The following is an 18964-nucleotide window of genomic DNA, read 5'->3' on the forward strand; positions in this document are numbered from 1 at the left end:
TGAGAAACATGAAATTTCGACCAACCCCCAACTTATTAACAGGCATTTTCATGGGAATATTTTCCCTGACAACACTTAGTACAATGGCTGAGAAAGCCGTGAAACCTTATTGGCAGGACGTGCAGGTAGTTGAAGTCAACAAAGAGTATCCACGTACTTCTTTTATGACATACAACAATCGCGCTGATGCCTTGAGTGGCAAGTTCGAACGAAGCAAGTATTACCGCTTGCTGAACGGAACCTGGAAATTCTACTTCGTAGACTCTTATAAAAAACTTCCCGATAACATTACCGATCCGAACACCAATACAGATTCGTGGGATGATATTCAGGTGCCCGGCAACTGGGAAGTACAAGGACACGGAATAGCCATCTACACCAATCATGGTTATGAATTCAAACCGCGCAATCCACAACCTCCTACTCTTCCCGAAGCCAATCCGGTAGGAGTTTATCGCCGGGACATCGATATTCCGGCAGACTGGGATGGGCGGGATATCTACTTGCATCTGGCAGGAGCTAAGTCCGGCGTATATGTATATATCAACGGACAAGAAGTAGGATATAGCGAAGACTCCAAGAATCCGGCAGAATTTCTTATCAACAATTACGTGAAGCCGGGAAAGAACGTACTTACAGTTAAAATCTTCCGTTGGAGCACCGGTTCCTATCTTGAATGTCAAGACTTCTGGCGTATGAGTGGTATTGAACGCGATGTTTTTCTGTATTCACAGCCTAAAGCAGCTCTCAAAGATTTCCGAATTAAGTCTACGCTGGACGACAGTTACAAAAATGGAATCTTCGGTTTAAATGTCGATTTGAGAAATCATGAAAAGGCTGCAACTAATCTTACATTAGTTTATGAACTATTAGATGCACAAGGAAAAGTTGTAGCTACTGAAGAGAAGACAGCCTATATTCCATCGAACGAAGTACGTACACTTTCTTTCGATAAGAATCTGACAGATGTCAGCACATGGACCTCCGAACATCCGAATCTATACAAACTGTTGATGACAGTAAAAGAGAATGGCAAAATCAATGAAATCATTCCTTTCAATGTAGGATTCCGCCGGATTGAGATCAAGCCTATCGAACAGAAGGCTGCCAACGGAAAACCGTATGTCTGCTTATTCATCAACGGTCAGCCTCTGAAACTGAAAGGGGTAAATATCCACGAACATAACCCGTCAACAGGTCATTATGTAACAGAGGATTTAATGCGCCGTGACTTCGAATTGATGAAACAGCATAACTTAAACAGTGTACGCCTTTGCCACTATCCGCAAGACCGCCGTTTCTATGAACTTTGTGATGAATACGGACTTTATGTATATGATGAAGCCAATGTGGAAAGCCACGGAATGTATTATGATCTCCGGAAAGGCGGTTCACTGGGTAACAATCCCGAATGGCTGAAACCGCACATGGATCGTACCATCAATATGTTTGAACGTAATAAGAATTATCCGAGCGTCACATTCTGGTCGCTGGGAAATGAAGCCGGAAACGGATATAATTTCTATCAGACTTATTTGTGGTTGAAAAAGGCAGACAAAGACCTGATGGATCGTCCGGTCAACTACGAACGTGCTCAATGGGAATGGAACTCCGATATGTATGTTCCGCAATATCCGGGTGCCGACTGGCTGGAAAATATCGGAAAGAATGGTAGCGACCGTCCTGTAGCTCCTTCGGAGTATGCACATGCCATGGGAAACTCCACGGGAAACCTGTGGGGACAATGGCAGGCAATTTACAAATATCCGAATCTCCAAGGTGGATATATCTGGGACTGGGTAGACCAAGGTCTTCTCCAAAAAGATAAGAATGGAAGAGAATACTGGGCCTACGGAGGTGACTTCGGCGTAGACGCACCTAGCGATGGTAACTTCCTCTGCAACGGTCTTGTCAATCCGGATCGTGGTCCGCATCCGGCAATGGCTGAAGTGAAATATGTACATCAGAATGTAGGTTTTGAAGCAGTAGATGCCGCAGCCGGTATATTCAAAATCACCAACCGTTTCTATTTCACTAACCTGAAAAAATATCAGATTCACTACAATGTACTTGCTAACGGAAAGACAATAAAAGGTGGAAAAGTATCTTTGGATATTGCTCCGCAAGCCTCTAAAGAATTCACCGTACCGGTAAATGGTCTGAAAGCCCAACCGGGAACAGAATATTTTGTCAACTTCAGTGTAACAACCACAGAGCCTGAACCGTTGATTCCAACCGGATATGAAATTGCATACGACCAGTTCCAACTTCCTATCCAGGCAGAGAAGAGTATTTATAAAGCAAACGGTCCGGCATTGAAAACAACGACTCAAGGAGATGAATTAATCGTTTCTTCCTCCAAAGTAAACTTTGTATTCAACAAGAATAGCGGATTAGTAACCTCGTATAAAGTAGATGGTACAGAATATTTCAAAGACGGATTTGGTATTCAGCCTAACTTCTGGCGTGCTCCTAATGATAATGACTATGGTAACAGCACTCCTAAACGTTTGCAGGTATGGAAACAATCAAGCAAAAACTTCCGCATAACGGATGCTACCATGACAGCAGAAGATAAAGCAGTCTCCTTAAATGTAACCTACTTACTGGCTGCCGGCAACTTGTATGTTGTCACTTACAAAATCTATCCGAACGGAATAGTTAACGTAAATGCCAAATTCACATCAACGGATATGCAGCCTACAGAAACAGAAGTTTCCGAAGCTACCCGCATGGCTACATTTACCCCCGGAAGTGATGCTGCCCGTAAGGCTGCCTCCAAACTGGAAGTCCCCCGTATCGGTGTGCGTTTCCGCTTGCCGGCACAGATGAACAATGTACAATACTTTGGCCGTGGCCCGGAAGAGAATTATATCGACCGCAATCACGGAACGCTCGTTGGCGTATACAAGACAACAGCAGATCAAATGTACTTCAACTATGTGCGTCCACAAGAAAACGGACATCACACAGATACCCGTTGGATCGCCTTATCTCCTAATAAAGGAAACGGCCTGGTGTTGATAGCGGACAGTCTTATCGGTTTCAATGCCTTGCGCAACTCTATCGAAGACTTTGACTCCGAAGAAGCTCTGCCCCACCCTTACCAATGGAATAACTTCAGCCCGGAAGAGGTTGCCAATCACGACGAGAACGCTGCTCGCAACGTATTACGGAGAATGCATCATGTCAACGACATCACTCCCAGAGATTTTATTGAGGTTTGTGTAGATATGAAACAACAAGGAGTAGGCGGATATGACAGTTGGGGCTCACGTCCGGAACCTTTCTACCAGATCCCGGCTAACCGTGATTACCAGTGGGGCTTCACATTAGTACCCGTTCGCTCGGCTAACCAAGCCAACGAAGCTGCTAAATATGATTATCGATAACCTTAGTATAAATTTTTAAAGAAAAAAAACATGAAAGATTTATCTAGCATCGTAGCTAAATTTAAAGTCCAAGGTACGATAGAAGAAATCAAACCTTTGGGTGCAGGACTTATCAACGACACTTATAAAGTAAACACCAAAGAAGCAGATGCTCCCGACTATGTTTTGCAACGCATCAATCATGCCATTTTCCAGAATGTAGAAATGCTTCAATCCAATATTAGCGCTGTTACCAATCACATTCGCAAGAAACTGACGGAAGCCGGAGAATCGGATATAGACCGCAAGGTGTTGAGTTTCCTCGAAACAGAAGAAGGTAAAACATACTGGTTCGACGGTGACAGTTATTGGCGTGTGATGGTATTCATCCCACGTGCAAAAACGTATGAGACGGTAAATCCCGAATATTCCAACTATGCAGGAGAAGCTTTCGGTAACTTCCAGGCTATGCTGGCCGATATTCCGGAAACATTGGGTGAAACCATACCCGATTTCCACAACATGGAGTTTCGCCTCAAACAGCTACGTGAAGCCGTTGCGAAGGATGCTGCCGGACGGGTAGCAGAAGTGAAATACTATCTGGATGAAATAGAGAAACGCGCGGATGAAATGTGTAAAGCTGAACGTTTATATCGTGAAGGGAAACTTCCCAAACGCGTTTGCCATTGCGATACGAAAGTGAATAACATGATGTTCGACGAGGATGGTAAAGTGCTTTGTGTCATTGATCTGGATACGGTAATGCCTAGCTTTATATTCTCCGATTATGGTGACTTCTTACGTACAGGTGCCAACACAGGTGATGAAGACGACAAAGACCTTGATCGTGTAAACTTCAATATGGAAATATTCAAAGCATTTACCAAGGGCTATCTGAAAGGAGCCAAATCATTCCTGACTCAGATCGAGATTGAGAATCTTCCTTATGCAGCCGCTTTATTCCCATACATGCAGTGCGTACGGTTCCTGGCAGATTATATCAACGGAGATACTTATTATAAAATCAAATATCCGGAACATAACCTCGTTCGCACCAAAGCACAATTCAAATTACTTCAAAGTGTGGAAGCAAACACACCGGAAATGATAGCGTTCATCAACGAATGCTTGTTAAATTGAGAATTGAGAATTAAAAATTGAGAAATAAGCTGCGCTGCGGTGTAGCTATTTCTGGATATTCTCAAAATTAAAAAATATAAGGCAACTAATTCTTTACGAGTTAGTTGCCTTATTGATATATTTAATCAGGGGGATTATTGAATAATCCCTATTTCTCAATTTTTAATTCTCAATTCTCAATTTAATAAATGCTCCATTTTTCCAATGGTAGACTACGGGGCGGCGGAGAAACGGTTTCAGTTTCTCTGCTGTTTCTTTTGACATATAGTCGGGGGTTGTTAACGTAAGTGTCAGTTCCGTATTTTCTTTATTAAAATCGGCTTTCATTAATAGCATATCTGCCGAACGGCGTGCTTCATCAAACTCATAAACTCTTGCTGAATCGGGAGCATTCAGAAAATCATCCATCAGGGGCAGGGTAATAAAGAGAGATGTTGTAAGCGGTTTCCAGTCGTCCGTATAGAAATGGATGCTGCTATCACAGGCAGGAGCACAAACAGTAGAGACTGTACAGATTACGTTCGTTGAATCATTTAATGCCAACACTTTCATCTGCCAGGTCGATTGAGCTGACATTTGCATACGGATATAGTCTTTGCTAAGATCAGTCATCTCCGACTTCTTGCCAAAACGGTTTTCTACTTGCGCTTTCATCTTACTTTCCAGAAAGTCTATGCAATCTTCACGATTCACTTTTGTAAGCAAGGGGCTTAGAGAATCCGGCATATTCACAAACAACGTTTTGGCCTCTTGTGCCTGAAGAGCAGTCAAAACAAAAAGTCCGACAGCAGAGAAGAATATAGTGATAACAAGTTTATTTATTTTCATATCTATCTTATTTAACCTATGATAAACAGTCTTGTGTAACTGTTTTAACTTTTAGACCCCAAATATAAGAAATTTGGAGTTATTTTTAAGTAATCATTTATACATCAAGCATTTAACCTCTATAATTTTAAGCTATTGTAAATCATTAGTAAAACCGAGACTAAAAAAGCATCAATATTGAATGATTTTCTATGCAAATATAGTGAATACTTTATAGAATAGAAACAAAGTCAGATATAATCAAAAAAAGCAGCTCATTCGGCTGCTTTTATCAATTGGTTACAAACAAAGAGGTAGCCGGATAAGCTACCTCTTCAAATTTCAGACCTTTTTCTTTCGCTAATTTTAGGATTGCGTACCTATGAAGTGTTTGTCAATTACATATTTACAGGGAGTTATTCAGCCAGACGGATATCCGGATTATAGCATTCTTAAAAGTTCAAGGGATATGGCCTAAATGTCCGCTATGAAATTATTGTTGAAGAAAATCTAACAGATTCTAAGTAAATATTAATTATCAATTTATAATAGATTCATACTCATCCCAAGTTAATAATTCATATTGTTTTTTATCACATCCAATAATATTCATCGCATCTTTTGCTCTTTCCTTATCTTTATTATCATAATAAACGATCAGCCAACTTGATTTTTTAGAAATGCACTTTTTTATTTTTAAAATATACAACATATCAATATCATTAAGAGAATGTCCCAACACTACTACTTTTTCAACGTCTTTTAAAGAATCAAAAAAACTTTGGTTTTCGTCAATAATATTCTTTACAGGTTTTTGGAATTGATAAAAAAGAATATGAGAAGCTGCTTCTGCATCATAACTGGGAGTCCTATTACTTTCTCCATTTTCATCTAGTTCAGGTATTTCACCTTCTAAAACTTCCATTCCATGCCCAAAAACAAGTTTTTCATCATTGCCATCGCCAATATATCCATGTATATGAAAAACATTTGGAATATTATAGACTTTTTCAAGAGTTGGCGTATAATTAAAAGACAAAAAGAGAGCATCTTTTTCAAAATGCATATTTTTCTGTTCTATCTCGGTTTCAGATATATCATTAATCCAATTCCAAAACGATTCTCTTATTTCAGAATGCATTTTACCAGACTCGTCTATAATCTCGTCTTCTACTCCATTATAATCACTCCAACTTGGATTTTCTTGATCCCAAAATCCTTCAGAAACGTTATTACGGTCACTGTAAAATTGCTCTACATTAAAACTTGCAAGATCATTTTCGAAATCATACCACCAATAAGCACCATCCTTCTCATCCTGTTTATCTTTAAGAATAAAATACTGGTTTAGGAAATCGTCAACATTTTGAGAGTTCTTTTTTACATATTTATGATATTCATCATAAGACGATTTTAAACCATGATGTAGATCAAATCCATTCCCAATTATATACAATATTTTATATTTCATATTATTATATTTAGATTATATATCCAAAGATAGATGCTTTATTTTAATAATTAAGTGGAATTCCCCATAGATTCATCAATCAAACGATTTTTGTGCTATTCAACTATTACATTTACCTATTAACCAGCATATTACCCAGATTACATCTTGCTATTTTTAGAGTAATTAACTAAATTGTATTGTATATAATTATTAAACGCCCCATTCACCATTGCAATAAATTATAGGTAATGCCAACACCTACATACCAACTGGCCGGGTAACCATATCCGGCTTGCAACCCTAGCCCCCATCGCTTCCGTTTAGCAGGAACCAGCACAGGTATTCTAATCTCCCTCGTCCGACTATATACCTCAATACTATCTAACTTTGCATTATATCCAGACACCCATGCACGGTATAGGCTATCTTCGTATATCTTCTGGGTAATAGGTAACTCCACCTCTACGGAATCAACAGAAGCAAGACAAGTATCCCTCTTAGAAGTACACGTATCCTTCTTGACAGGCAACTTCGCATACTTATACCTGATTACTACACTATCCCTTGCTACTGGATAATAGAAAGGAATAGTTTCGACGTATTCGGTTGTATCTGGACTGGATACTGACACAGATTCTTGCTGGCGGTTCCACAAAAATAGAACCGCCAAGGCTAACAACACAATCAAAATCCATGGTAACGCTTTCATGGTCGGATCACTGTATTGCGTAAGAAATTGGAAAATTCACTTCGAACATCGAAGCAGGGGCATGCTTTGATATATTCTGCCGGCTCTACTTCACCGCTGCCGTCTAGGTCTGGAGAAGTATCACGGTGTCCCAACACTTCAACTATAGGATATTCCTTACAGAGCTTCGCGACCAATTCACGTAATGCTGCCTTTTGAGCCGTAGTCCGTGTATCTGCAGGCTTACCGTTTGCATCTAATCCACCGATATAGCAGATTCCAATACTGTGCTTATTATACGAAGATTCGCTAAATCCTTTGGTATTACAATGCGCCCCGTCAATGCTTAACGGTCGCCCATTCTCTACCATTCCGTCCAAGTCAATGACGAAGTTATAACCGATCTGATTGAATCCTCTTTGCCTGTGCATCCGGTCAATATCCTTTGCACGTAAATCTTGCCCGGCACGTGTGGCCGAACAGTGAATAATAATCGAATCAATAGTTTTCATTTCTCTTCCTCCCATTTTAATTAATAATCACTTGGCGGCTGCCGGTTAGCGCATCCGCGAACATCACACTTCTTTAATTCAGCCTCTTTGAGCCGGAGTTCCAGTTCATGCTTTTCACGTATCAATTCAAGCTGATCGGAGCGTAGCTTATTGTTTTCAGAGTATAAGAAATCAACCTTCGTATCTCTTACACCCATGCGCTTCTCCTGATTGTCAATCTGTGTTGATTGGGCAGTGATTATACTCAAAAGGTTCTGTATCTCCATGCTGTCAGCTCCGGCATCCTCTTTACGAGCGTTCGTCTTTCGATTCACCCAAAATGTAACAAACCAAGTTATAGTAGAAGTGCCACCTACAGCCCCTAACATCGTTAACCATTCATTTAAACTCATTTTATTTCTCTATCTAAATATTAATACTACCTTTGTACTACACACAAATAAAATATTGTACTTTTATTGTTTGTTTTGTTTGTGTAAAAAGGTCGTTAACTCGTGACGAGCAGAGCGGCCTTTGTTAGACCCGCAGCAAATTCCCTCCACTGCTGCATCTTATCAAAATACATTCTCTTCTCTTCGCTTTCATCCTTATTCAGCATTATGGCAATCTGGTCATCATAACTGTATCTGGACTTGATGATAGTTGATTTAATCCCTTCGTAGGAAAGGCCGGAGACATTCTTCATGAACATCCCCTTATTCCAGCTTATCATATTGCCGTTAACCTTGACTTCAAGAGGCATATCCATCGACACCTCTTCATAGTCATCCGGATTACCCTTAATGGATAACGCAACTATATTTCTTTCCTTGTGTTTGAGATACTTATAAGCATCTGCATACACCGTATTTCCTTTTACATACATGATTATAAAGTATAACTGATTGTGAATTTACATTTATCCTCTGCTTGCAACGGGTCCAACCATTGTCCCTCATCATATCCGGTTGCTCCTTCAGGGACGTAGAGGATACTGGTGCCTGGGGGATTGTCTTTGCCGGTATAAGTCTGCCAATTACTACCAAAAACACCGGATTTTAACGTAGGAGCAGAAGCACGATTAATATATAATTTACCCATCTTAACACACTCAAAAAAAGCATATTCACCAATAATAGTCACAGATGCTGGAATAGAGAGTTCCTTCAAAGCTTTACAGCCTCTAAACATACTTGAACCTATACTCTTAACATTTTCTAAAATAACATCTTGCAACAGAGAGCACCCGAAGAAAGTAGCCTCGGTAATAGCGTCCGGAATAATAACAGCCCGTTTCAGAGCAGAGCACCTGAAGAAAGTGGATAATAGAGGTATACTTACAGGGCCCATTATCTCGGCATTTGCCAACTTACTGCAGTCAGAAAAGACGTATCCCCCCATTGATTGCACCCGCTCCAAAATCACCTCTTCTATATTGCTATATTGAAAAGCATACTTTCCCAGCGCCTCTATGTTACTCAAATCTACATGCTCAACTTTTGCATTTTGAAAAGCATATTCACCAATGGATGTAATATGAGAAGGTATAACATACTCAATGTTTTCTTTTGCTGGCGGATATCTTAAAAGTTCACTACCGGAAAATAGCACCCCATCGACAGAAGAGTAAACCTTATTGTCTGACGAAACAGTGATTGTCTCTAAAGCCGGACAGTTTTGAAAGAGTACCCCTGTTATGGAAGCTTTGCCTCCGATATATACCCTTGTTAGATAGTACATATTCTGAAAAGCACTCCCCGCTAAGGTTTCAAGCGATTCCGGCAATACGATGTTTTTTATTCCGGCATTGGTGAAGGCGTAAACATCTATATTTTTTATATTCGGTGGAAAATCAATGCTCTCTAAACTAGAACACTCCTTAAACAAATTTGAAGGAATATTAACAAGGTCTATAGGAAGTACTATCTTCTTAAGAGAGTGCATATACGCAAATGACGCATTTACCAAAGACACTCCATCAGATATAACCAGCTCTTCTATCCCAGATTTAAAAAAAGCATCACTACCAATGGATTTAATACTATCCGGCAGAATGATTGATTTAAGATTCCCACAGTTGCGAAATGCGTTTGTTTCAATAACAGTCACTCCTGTGAAATATTGAAACTCATCAAAATGTCTTATCTTCTTGTTGTTTTCAAAAGCTCCCGCTAGCGAAGATACGCTTGCCGCCTCTATCTCGGTCATATAATTCTCGTCAGCTGTCCAACCAAAGTAGTGGCAAACATCAAGCACTTCCGGATTACTCGTCTTGGTCATGATGACTCCGGGAATCAATAATTGTATATCTTGGGATACATTCAAGAAATTGTTATTATCACGTTCCCTGATTAATTTTGCCTTCAAATTGAATGTTATCAGATCTATCGGAACAGACTTAACCGCCACTGTACATATTCTGTCCACACATTCTTTCAATTCTACATAGCCATCTTCAGCACCCTGACCGGAAACTTCCCACTCAACATGATACCTGCCTGTTTCGTTTACCGGAAGTGTATCTAAAGTCCATGAAAAATCCCCGGTACTGTTTAGCGATGTCTTGCCTGAAAAGCTACCTGATGTCGGATAAACTCTAGCCAGAACAGTAATCGGCAAATCCTTAAACACCACCGCTCCAGCGGTAGGAAAATGCCGGGCTCGCACCAACAAGCCAACGGACGCAGGAGATTCTACCGATACCATCTCCCCCGTTTCCTTGTTTATAGTTATGGAACCCGTAGTCAAAATTTCCTTTCCGTCATAAACCAGACAATATTCCACCCTTCCCGGATTCTCCGAAAAGACAGAAGCCTTGTACGCCACTGTATCACCTTGTAGCACAGTAGTAGGTCCCGTTATAAAGATACCGTCCGGAGCATTAATGTATAGCTCATTATCCGGATTGGTCACCTCATTCCCGAATATGGATAACAATTCAGTCAGCTGGCTTTCGTTGACCTCCTTCAATTTGATCCTACCTTTCAGCACCAAATTACCGCCATTCTTCCGGATCGCTGCCAATTTCAGCAAGTCCCCAACATTTACATCATTCCAGGTAATACCTTCGGCTCTAATGTTACACAAAGAATCCTCCGTCTCACGAACATTATTCCAGGTGAATAAAAAAGATCTGCTGTCAAACTTGGTACAGTTTCTAATAAGGATGTTGTTCAGGCTTCTCCCGCCTTCGGAGATTTTCAGTCCAGTAGACAGATACTCCAAGCTGTCAAGCTGCAAAGCCTGCAAGGACGCCGGAAGCTCCAATGTGGAAATTAACGAGTCAGACAATGAAAGGCCTGTCAGCCCGGATTCAAAAGCCTTGAACGTACGCAAATAGACATGATCCGACAAATCAATGCCGGTAATACCCTTGAATCCGGAAATATCAAGATACTCCAGCGACTTTGCACTTGCTAAACCGGAAATGACAGACAATGACGTATTTCTGCGGTTATCTCCGGAAGTGTCGACTCCTAATACCAGCTTCTTTAGTTTCGTGCCTGTTTCATGCCCGTACACCTCCGTAATGTTCACGGTAGACAGGTACGGGATAAAGTTGTGCAGGTCCAGCTCCTGCACGTTGGGAGCGGAATAGATACGGACCGGGTCACCCACATTAATTACCTGTTTGGAAGTAAACGTGGTGCTTTCACCCGGATTCAGGTGAATACCCGTCTCTACGGCTACATTGTTAATACCATAGCCGTAATACAGCTTGTTACCGGACGTAACGCTGAACGTCAGCCCCGCAGGAGCGTTCGCAGCCTTGAACTCTATGGATTTTGCCTTGTACGCCCCGGAAACGAACTTGCTGTCATACAGGTCGAACCGTCTGCCCAGCCACCATTTACGGTGTGAGGAACGTGAACCCTGCAACATGAAAAGGTTATTGATGCCCGAATCCGTGTACGGACCGATGTATTTATACTGTGCATCCTGATTGTAGATACGTTCACACCACTTGGACGCCTGCTTGTTGTCGAACATGTCAACCGTCTTTTCATAAGTCAGCCCGGCAATGTACAAGGCATTGTCAACCTCGGAGACAATCCGCATAAACTCATCGTCCGCTTCAAGGTTGTTCCAAAGCGTCGAGTCATGACCCGCAAAGGCGTATACCAGTTCCGTATAGTCAGTATCAATTGTCTGGCGGTCTATATCCGGAGCATACTTCAAAGGTCCGTCGTTACGCAGAGCGTTTATCGTATCATTGTCGTAATTGATAAAGAAGAAGCGCTCACCGTCTTCCGATGTCAGCATGGCATTCTTCACGGGCTGGTCAACAGCCGCAAAGCGCATCAGGTAGATATAATAGGCGGCTGTCTTGTACACATCCAGGTGATCCCATTTCTCCGCCTTGAATTTCTCTACGTTATCCTTTGTGGAAACAACCCATTCGGAGAACGCTTTCAGGTCCGCCACATTCGTTGACTTGTCCGGGTATCGGGCTTCATAAGCTTCTTTCCATTCAGCATCGAAATTATCAACGTCCTGGAACAATGCCAGGTGGTTACCGTTGTTCAGCACCTCCCAGCACTGCATACGGCTGTTGTCAAAGCCCGGAATATCACGGAAGCCGAATACGCTTTCCGTTGACTTGTCATTGTTGAAGTTGTATTTGCCCATGTAGATCAGCTCGCTGTCAGGCGTCAGACGGTAGAACACGTTACACGGGAAGCCGTCCACCGTCGTACGGACATCATAAGGATAATTGTTGGCTAACGCTGCCTTTTGGGCTTCAGTACGGAGTACATATTCACCATTCACCTGCGCATTGTACATCACTTCATTCCACAACCGGGCAATACCCGTATTGTGAGTACCGGAGCTTTCCGCGTAGTCCGCTTTCAAACACCATACATTCACAGGCTGCGCACCTTCTTTGAAAGCATAAAGACCGTCAACCATAATCTTGCCCATATTATCCCATACTTCACCATAGCCGGTATAAGGTCTAAGATTCTTTTTGGGGAATCCCATAGAAGAGGTTCCTTGGGGAGTAAGGCGGATGGCTTTCCCGGTGAAAGACCGCCATGTTTCCTGCATGTTGATATACTCCACATCCACATAAATTGCCTTGTTCTTGTCGGTGGTATTCTCCAAGGCTGGGATATCACCCGTAAAGATAAACACCGGGCATTGGGCAGCCAGCTTGTCTACGGAGAAATTCCGGGTTCCGTCCTCGTAGATATTATTGCGGTCGTAAAGGCTTAACAACTCTTCCGGAGTATCACGGTAGAGAATGAAGTTGTTCAGTATCTGGTCAGCGTCAAGGGGGGAATTATAAAAGCGGAGCGATTTGAGTTCAACATCGCATTTGCCTGTACCGCCTATTCTCATCGTTTTGGCGTTCAGGAAATTGTCAGTCCCTGAATAGTTCACCGAACCGGAGCTGATGCCGTCAACGTAAATGAAGACCAGCCCCTTGTTGGTCACACCGTTCTTGGGGTTAATCACAAAGGAGATACGTTTGTTCTCACCCGAATTGAACCTTTTCGCCACACGGCTTCCTCCGGCAGATGTCAGTGAAGCTTCCGAGGCGGTAATCAGCAGACCTGTTCCGGCTTCATTACGCAAGTCGCAGATCACAGCGTCATCGTCGAGCACGTTACGGGTGGTAAATTCAAATTCCAGTGTACGCCCCGTTATTGTCGGGTCAGGCGTAAAGGGAGCTATATTCACGTCAACAGCCGCACCGCCCGTGATAAGCAGCCTGTTGTTTACCCAGCCGTTTGCCCGGTTCCAGTAGAAACCGGAGAAGGAAGCGGAGAACAGACCGTACACCCATTCCTGACGGTTGGCGTCATTGTTGGACTTGCCGATAGCCGACAGGTCGAGTACCAGACCGTCCCTGATCTCTTCCAGCGAAGTAGATGACTTCTCAATATTCATCCCGATGGTGTATACCGTATTCCCGGCAGTTATGGTCAGTGATTTCAAGCCGTAATCAAGCGGGCGCAGCGAGTAATTCACCACTTCGTTGTTGTGCGTGGCAAGGGTGCTTTCCGCCTTGCTGTCAATCGCTATGACAGCATCGGTGCTCACTACACCTGAAGGGTTGTACACAGAGAATTCAAGGATGTAGGGGATATACTGATGGATACCGTAGAGTTGCAAGATACCATCTTTGATGATGTCATTTCCAGAGGGGATGATAGCGGAAACACCTATGATAGGTTCACGGTCTGCACCGGTATAAATAATCAGGTCATGATAGATGGTATCAGAATAGAATTTCTCACCGTCCACAATTGTATAGGCCCGGAACTGCAAGCTGTGTTTGCCCTGATTAAGGTTAGATACAGAGATGTATTTAGTGCGGGTGGTGGATACATCTACGATTTCATCCTCTACCTTGATATATTCCAATTGGATGCCGTCTACATACCATTCCATTACTTTTGTTCCGTACCCGCTGATCCGGTAATGGATGGCGGCAGTAGATGCCGGATTCTCCACTAGGTTATAATGGTTTGATACGTTGTAACTACTGGATAGTTGCAGGTCGATAACCTGATAAGTAATACCTATAGTGGTAGCTGCTAATGTGGTCTGCCCTACAATGCCTACTGTGATGTTATTGGCTCCCGTATCAATCAAATTGTCTATGTTGAAGTGAACAGCCGTACCGTAGCGGTATCGTTCCGTAACAGTCTTCTTAACGCCGTTGCGGATGAAGGTAAATGTAACAACCACATCCTCACCCACGCTTTGGCCGGACTTGTTTTTCGTGTCGAATGTGAAATCAATATAGTTGTTCTTAGTTCCTGCCAGTATTGCTTTGTACGTGGGAGAAGAAAGGGTTATTTCTGCCGAGTAATTGAATGGAGCATCAAATGTTCCAATTATCAAATCGGTCTGGGTCGGGTCGGCAAAATAAGCGTCCTGGCTATCCGAATCTGCAAATACAATATAACGGTTGTTGGCTGTATCATAATGGAACACACCCGCTTTTGTGTCGAGCTGCTCTTTAATGAATTCCTGAACACGGTTGCCAGCTACGGGAAGATTACCCGTACTATCGTCACCACCCCAATCCTGACGCTTATCTATTTTCTTATCATATACTTTCTTTGCCATAATATTTATTTATTTTTCCAACCTTCATTATTATTCCAGGGCTTCACATTCACCCAAAACCCCTTACCGAAACAGGAGTTGATAGCTTCCCAAACCAATCTTGAACCTTTGTACACAATTGCAATCGGTCGGTTCTCTTTGAAGATAGAAGTTACTTCCTTACCATTCTTGTAAATCATAGACTATTCCTCCTCATAAATCATGTAGGTTGTATCAGGGTCTTTAACGGCCAAGTCTTCATATTCGGATTCGGATAAGAACACAGGAGTAATCTTTGTAAGATGCTTATTTGTTTCTTGTACTTTCTTTGTGAAAAAAGCTTGTGTAATAACTGCATCAATCCTATTTCCAAAAGATCCTACCAAATCAATACCAGGGAGGAAAGACTTAAATACCTGTTTTAAATCTCTACAAGAAATCTTACATCCGCCGCTGATTTCAAAATAGCCATCATCAGGTAATTCTTTGATACTTGTTAGCTGCTCTATTGATAAACTGTTTGTCTTCAATGCTTTCAAAACTAGATTTACAATTTCTTGTTTTTCAAAATCTGTCATAATTATCTTTTTTAATCATTATCGCATATCCATGTCAACTTAATGGTCATCCCAATATTGTCAATATGGCAATCATATATATTATCAAGATAAAGTTGAAAGTTTGTCAAATCATTTACTTCCGACCCGCTAATGCCCTTTAAAATACATACTCCATCCATACTGATTACATTACCCTCAATCAGATTAATATATGAATCTCCACATTGAAGTACAGCACATAGATTTATAGAATCGTCTGCTAATATTTTCTTTAAGTTATCTAGCCCGGAAACGACCAGTTTACCATAACCTTTCCTGCCAATATACTTGTTGTCTATATCAGAAGTCTTAATTGTTATTAAGTCCCAATAGGATTGTTCGTCAACACCCGGATGATGGATGCTGTTCACTCCAACCATAGTATCGCTATTAATAGAAGTTCCAGTATTAGAAGTAGCTTTAGTCAAATTGATATAAGATTCTTCAACTATATTTTTTTCTAATCCGGAATTTATTCTTCGCAACTCGCCATCATCGGCTGTTATCCTATAAATATCACTTTGTGTCCTTCTTATTGAAAGCTGATTAGTCCACTCCAAAACGGGGCTCATTGTCCTTACTTTCTGTAGCATCTGATTGAATACAAAACTTTTTAGCCCCTCGATCTGTTGTTTAATTTCCGGAACATTACTTTCCTTCCTAGCAAATCGAATCCCATCGAAATAGACATAATTACAGCATAAAATACGATTAAGCAATTCAGCAAACCAGACAGGGCAACCCATAGCATTTCCCAGAGTAAACGTATGCAAAGAATATTCATGACTATACAGTTCTATAACATCTTCATTCTGCATCACAAACTGCTCATTGCTTACTCCAAATGACCAATTTTCATCTTTAAAACCGCCAGGTGCTCTAAAATCAAAAAAATACTGCATATTGTCGATCCAGAACGCACAATCATTTCTCTGATTGTTACCTTTCATAGAATATTGAATAAGGGTTGTTTCAGATAATTCTACAACATCATCCGTTATTTGGAAAACATTAGACTGAAAGCCATTGATTGTTATGGTATAGAACCCGTTGTTTAGCCCAGTTATAGAATGGAAATATATTGTTTTAGATTGATTTATATTCCATGAATTCAAATGAATTTTATCAGAATATTCGTTTGCTATATTTTTAACATAAACTTCTGGATCTGATTCCCAATATTCAGAAATAACCTGAACGAATATTCGATCAGAAGGAGCAAATTTTTGAATATAATCACTTTCAATGCCATGCCTATCTGCAGATGGATGAAAGAATAATGGGGTAAATGGACTTATAATCATAGGTCTTTTCGTTCTTAATAAGTTAGTGACACATGACACTATACTACAAATATAATAAATTTTATAATAAATACAACGATAAATCAATTCTTTATATCTTTTACAATCAAAGTATAGGAAGATAATTTATCCTTTGCAATATTCAATTTTAATTGTTTTATATACCCAGTTATAGTTTCGCCTTTGTTCTCAAATGATATTAAACCTAGCAAATCATCTGGAGCACTAATATCGCTAGTCTCTACTTCAACCTCTGATACCGTAAATAATCGTTCAGGGATTGAGAAATCATCCGTCTCCTTTACTCCATCTATAGAAACATCGCTGTTCTCGTCAGAAGATGTGAATTTAAGCATATTAGTACACGCTCCTATGTATTTCTTATTAGCTTCCAGCATAAAGCGTGGAGAATAATTGAGGTTAAACATAGTGTCCGGACTTAACAGGCCGGAAAGCTGGTCTTCGGTATACGGTCTGTACAAGGGTAAAGGCTGATCTACCGGTACAGAATCATCACAATCCACAAAAAATACATCATTATCGCTATCGCTGTCGGTAGTATCTTCTCCCCTCTTTTGAACAAGGAACTCTATTCCGTAAGCATCGGCACGATACGGACTTATCAGAGAAAGTGTATTGTCGGTGAGTTTTAGCCCTGTACTAAATTCGTTGGTAAACCGGAACTCGTCACGCCCGTTGATACTGTCATAATCTTGCTTGTCATATCCTACCTTGACAGAGGAATAGATTAGAGAATCATTTACTGTTAACTCATAGTTGTTTATTTCTGTTCCCAGATCCTTGACTACTGTTGAGCTAAACAGTTTATCACGGTGTTTGAAAGTTACAGTATTTTCATTTATAACGGGGACATAGCCGAATTCAGCTTCCATCCATTCGCAAAACTTCTTGTAAGAGGTGTATATCTTAGCTTTAGGGAGCCCACGGGCACTTTCGGCAGCCATGATATGTGTTCTCTCTAATAATCGGTTAAACTTAATTGGAGTGATCCCGTCATCTGACGGGAGTACAACATCGATAACGCCTTTGTGATCTATTGTGTTTTCTGTCATACTATCCAATAGCTTGGAAAGGATGGTGTTGGGAGAGATTACATCGATATCAACAGCTTTTCCTCTATCTTGAAAAGTAACTGAAAAATTAAAATTAGAAACATGAACAGTCACATCGATAGCTAGTTCAATACTAGCCCAGAAATGCAAAGCTAATCCTTCACCGCTATTTAACGGTATTTCTCCAGAATATTCAATTTTATTTAATGAATTGCCCCATGCCTTGATTACATCATAAGAACCATTTTTTATTTTCACTAATCTTACCTGTGGATAAGTACTAGAATATGTTATTGAGAAATCAAACGATAGATTTATTGTTAAGCCATCTTTTAGGCTACTAATGAATGTATCTAATAAATCATACGGATAGCTCGTTAATCCTTTGACAGAAACATCTCTAATTTCCACGACATCTTTTGTAGAAATTTCTGGATCACCGTTAATATAAATAGGGAAAAGGCAATTAACGGTTCTAGCAGGTATAATTATCTCCGAATAACTGGCATCTGAACTTAATGAACCACCATCAACCCATTTAATATTACTAGTCATTCTTAATCTGTCATAATTTAAAATACTAGTTTCGAGATCGGATACCAAATATTCATATTGGATGCTCTTCTTAGCCTTAATAATAGCGGCTAATGTATTATCAATAGCATTGATCGAAACAGTTAACCCATCTTCCGAATAAGTAGAAAAATCTAGCGCACACCGGAAAACTTCATCATATTCCCAACTATTGTTCCTCAATGAAAAAATAACGGTAGCCGTAGCATCAAGATATTGAGAATAGAATTCACTCTTTAGAAGATTATATGCCCTCTCTACAAACTCAAACTTGGTAGAAAATGACCTGACAACCCCATCATAAATGCTTCTTTTGTAAACAAGATCGAAATCATCCCAATTCCGTAGATCATTGGTTGCATCATATACACTTTCATTTATCAGAAGCTCACATTTAAACATT

13 protein-coding genes are annotated in these 18964 nt (G+C 40.8%); 2 read left to right on the forward strand and 11 right to left on the reverse strand.

Annotated elements, in window-relative coordinates; genetic code table 11:
* Positions 1–50: 50 nt before the first annotated feature.
* Entirely contained in the window at positions 51–3392 is a 3342-nt protein-coding gene (locus DXB58_RS09135) for a glycoside hydrolase family 2 TIM barrel-domain containing protein (RefSeq protein WP_369907099.1), read from the forward strand.
* Positions 3393–3422: 30 nt separating this feature from the next.
* On the forward strand, positions 3423–4511 hold the full coding sequence (locus DXB58_RS09140; protein ID WP_004301757.1) for a phosphotransferase enzyme family protein: 1089 nt from the start codon (positions 3423–3425) through the stop codon (positions 4509–4511).
* Between the two features lie 162 nt (positions 4512–4673).
* Here DXB58_RS09140 and DXB58_RS09145 read toward each other — a convergent pair whose 3' ends face one another.
* The 11 genes from DXB58_RS09145 to DXB58_RS09195 form a co-directional block, all read right to left on the reverse strand.
* Positions 4674–5339 carry a DUF3256 family protein gene (locus DXB58_RS09145; protein ID WP_122136599.1) on the reverse strand — a complete coding sequence of 222 codons (666 nt, stop codon included), beginning with the start codon at positions 5337–5339 and terminating at the stop codon, positions 4674–4676.
* 517 nt (positions 5340–5856) lie between these two features.
* The gene (locus DXB58_RS09150; protein ID WP_122136600.1) at positions 5857–6789 is read right to left on the reverse strand and encodes a bacteriophage abortive infection AbiH family protein; all 933 of its coding nucleotides are present in this window, start codon (positions 6787–6789) and stop codon (positions 5857–5859) included.
* Between the two features lie 205 nt (positions 6790–6994).
* Positions 6995–7480 (reverse strand): DUF6808 domain-containing protein, encoded by a 486-nt coding sequence (locus tag DXB58_RS09155; protein ID WP_122136601.1) that lies wholly within the window; start codon positions 7478–7480, stop codon positions 6995–6997.
* Positions 7477–7971 (reverse strand): N-acetylmuramoyl-L-alanine amidase, encoded by a 495-nt coding sequence (locus tag DXB58_RS09160; protein WP_117937820.1) that lies wholly within the window; start codon positions 7969–7971, stop codon positions 7477–7479. The genes DXB58_RS09155 and DXB58_RS09160 overlap by 4 nt, the downstream gene beginning before the upstream one ends.
* A 20-nt stretch (positions 7972–7991) precedes the next feature.
* Positions 7992–8363 carry a hypothetical protein gene (locus tag DXB58_RS09165; protein WP_122136602.1) on the reverse strand — a complete coding sequence of 124 codons (372 nt, stop codon included), beginning with the start codon at positions 8361–8363 and terminating at the stop codon, positions 7992–7994.
* A gap of 95 nt (positions 8364–8458) precedes the next feature.
* Complete coding sequence (locus DXB58_RS09170; protein WP_122136603.1) at positions 8459–8836, reverse strand: hypothetical protein; 378 nt, start codon at positions 8834–8836, stop codon at positions 8459–8461.
* A 2-nt stretch (positions 8837–8838) separates the two neighbouring features.
* On the reverse strand, positions 8839–15033 hold the full coding sequence (locus DXB58_RS09175) for a leucine-rich repeat domain-containing protein (protein WP_122136604.1): 6195 nt from the start codon (positions 15031–15033) through the stop codon (positions 8839–8841).
* Between the two features lie 5 nt (positions 15034–15038).
* Positions 15039–15212 (reverse strand): MFS transporter, encoded by a 174-nt coding sequence (locus tag DXB58_RS09180; protein ID WP_122136605.1) that lies wholly within the window; start codon positions 15210–15212, stop codon positions 15039–15041.
* Positions 15213–15215: 3 nt separating this feature from the next.
* On the reverse strand, positions 15216–15590 hold the full coding sequence (locus DXB58_RS09185) for a hypothetical protein (RefSeq protein WP_122136606.1): 375 nt from the start codon (positions 15588–15590) through the stop codon (positions 15216–15218).
* An 11-nt stretch (positions 15591–15601) separates the two neighbouring features.
* Entirely contained in the window at positions 15602–16915 is a 1314-nt protein-coding gene (locus tag DXB58_RS09190; RefSeq protein WP_122136607.1) for a hypothetical protein, read from the reverse strand.
* A gap of 83 nt (positions 16916–16998) precedes the next feature.
* Positions 16999–18963 (reverse strand): hypothetical protein, encoded by a 1965-nt coding sequence (locus DXB58_RS09195; RefSeq protein WP_122136608.1) that lies wholly within the window; start codon positions 18961–18963, stop codon positions 16999–17001.
* Between the last annotated feature and the right edge of the window lies 1 nt (position 18964).

Origin of the sequence: Bacteroides sp. OM05-10AA, assembly GCF_003439055.1 — a bacterium.
GTDB classification, from domain to species: domain Bacteria; phylum Bacteroidota; class Bacteroidia; order Bacteroidales; family Bacteroidaceae; genus Bacteroides; species Bacteroides intestinigallinarum.

Coding starts and splice junctions, on each gene's coding strand:
- DXB58_RS09175 (WP_122136604.1), bottom strand. CDS start 15,033: ATGGCAAAGAAAGTATATGATAAGAAAATAGATAAGCGTCAGGATTGG.
- DXB58_RS09155 (WP_122136601.1), bottom strand. CDS start 7,480: ATGAAAGCGTTACCATGGATTTTGATTGTGTTGTTAGCCTTGGCGGTT.
- DXB58_RS09160 (WP_117937820.1), bottom strand. CDS start 7,971: ATGAAAACTATTGATTCGATTATTATTCACTGTTCGGCCACACGTGCC.
- DXB58_RS09190 (WP_122136607.1), bottom strand. CDS start 16,915: ATGATTATAAGTCCATTTACCCCATTATTCTTTCATCCATCTGCAGAT.
- DXB58_RS09135 (WP_369907099.1), top strand. CDS start 51: ATGGGAATATTTTCCCTGACAACACTTAGTACAATGGCTGAGAAAGCC.
- DXB58_RS09165 (WP_122136602.1), bottom strand. CDS start 8,363: ATGAGTTTAAATGAATGGTTAACGATGTTAGGGGCTGTAGGTGGCACT.
- DXB58_RS09150 (WP_122136600.1), bottom strand. CDS start 6,789: ATGAAATATAAAATATTGTATATAATTGGGAATGGATTTGATCTACAT.
- DXB58_RS09180 (WP_122136605.1), bottom strand. CDS start 15,212: ATGATTTACAAGAATGGTAAGGAAGTAACTTCTATCTTCAAAGAGAAC.
- DXB58_RS09185 (WP_122136606.1), bottom strand. CDS start 15,590: ATGACAGATTTTGAAAAACAAGAAATTGTAAATCTAGTTTTGAAAGCA.
- DXB58_RS09170 (WP_122136603.1), bottom strand. CDS start 8,836: ATGTATGTAAAAGGAAATACGGTGTATGCAGATGCTTATAAGTATCTC.
- DXB58_RS09145 (WP_122136599.1), bottom strand. CDS start 5,339: ATGAAAATAAATAAACTTGTTATCACTATATTCTTCTCTGCTGTCGGA.
- DXB58_RS09195 (WP_122136608.1), bottom strand. CDS start 18,963: ATGTTTAAATGTGAGCTTCTGATAAATGAAAGTGTATATGATGCAACC.
- DXB58_RS09140 (WP_004301757.1), top strand. CDS start 3,423: ATGAAAGATTTATCTAGCATCGTAGCTAAATTTAAAGTCCAAGGTACG.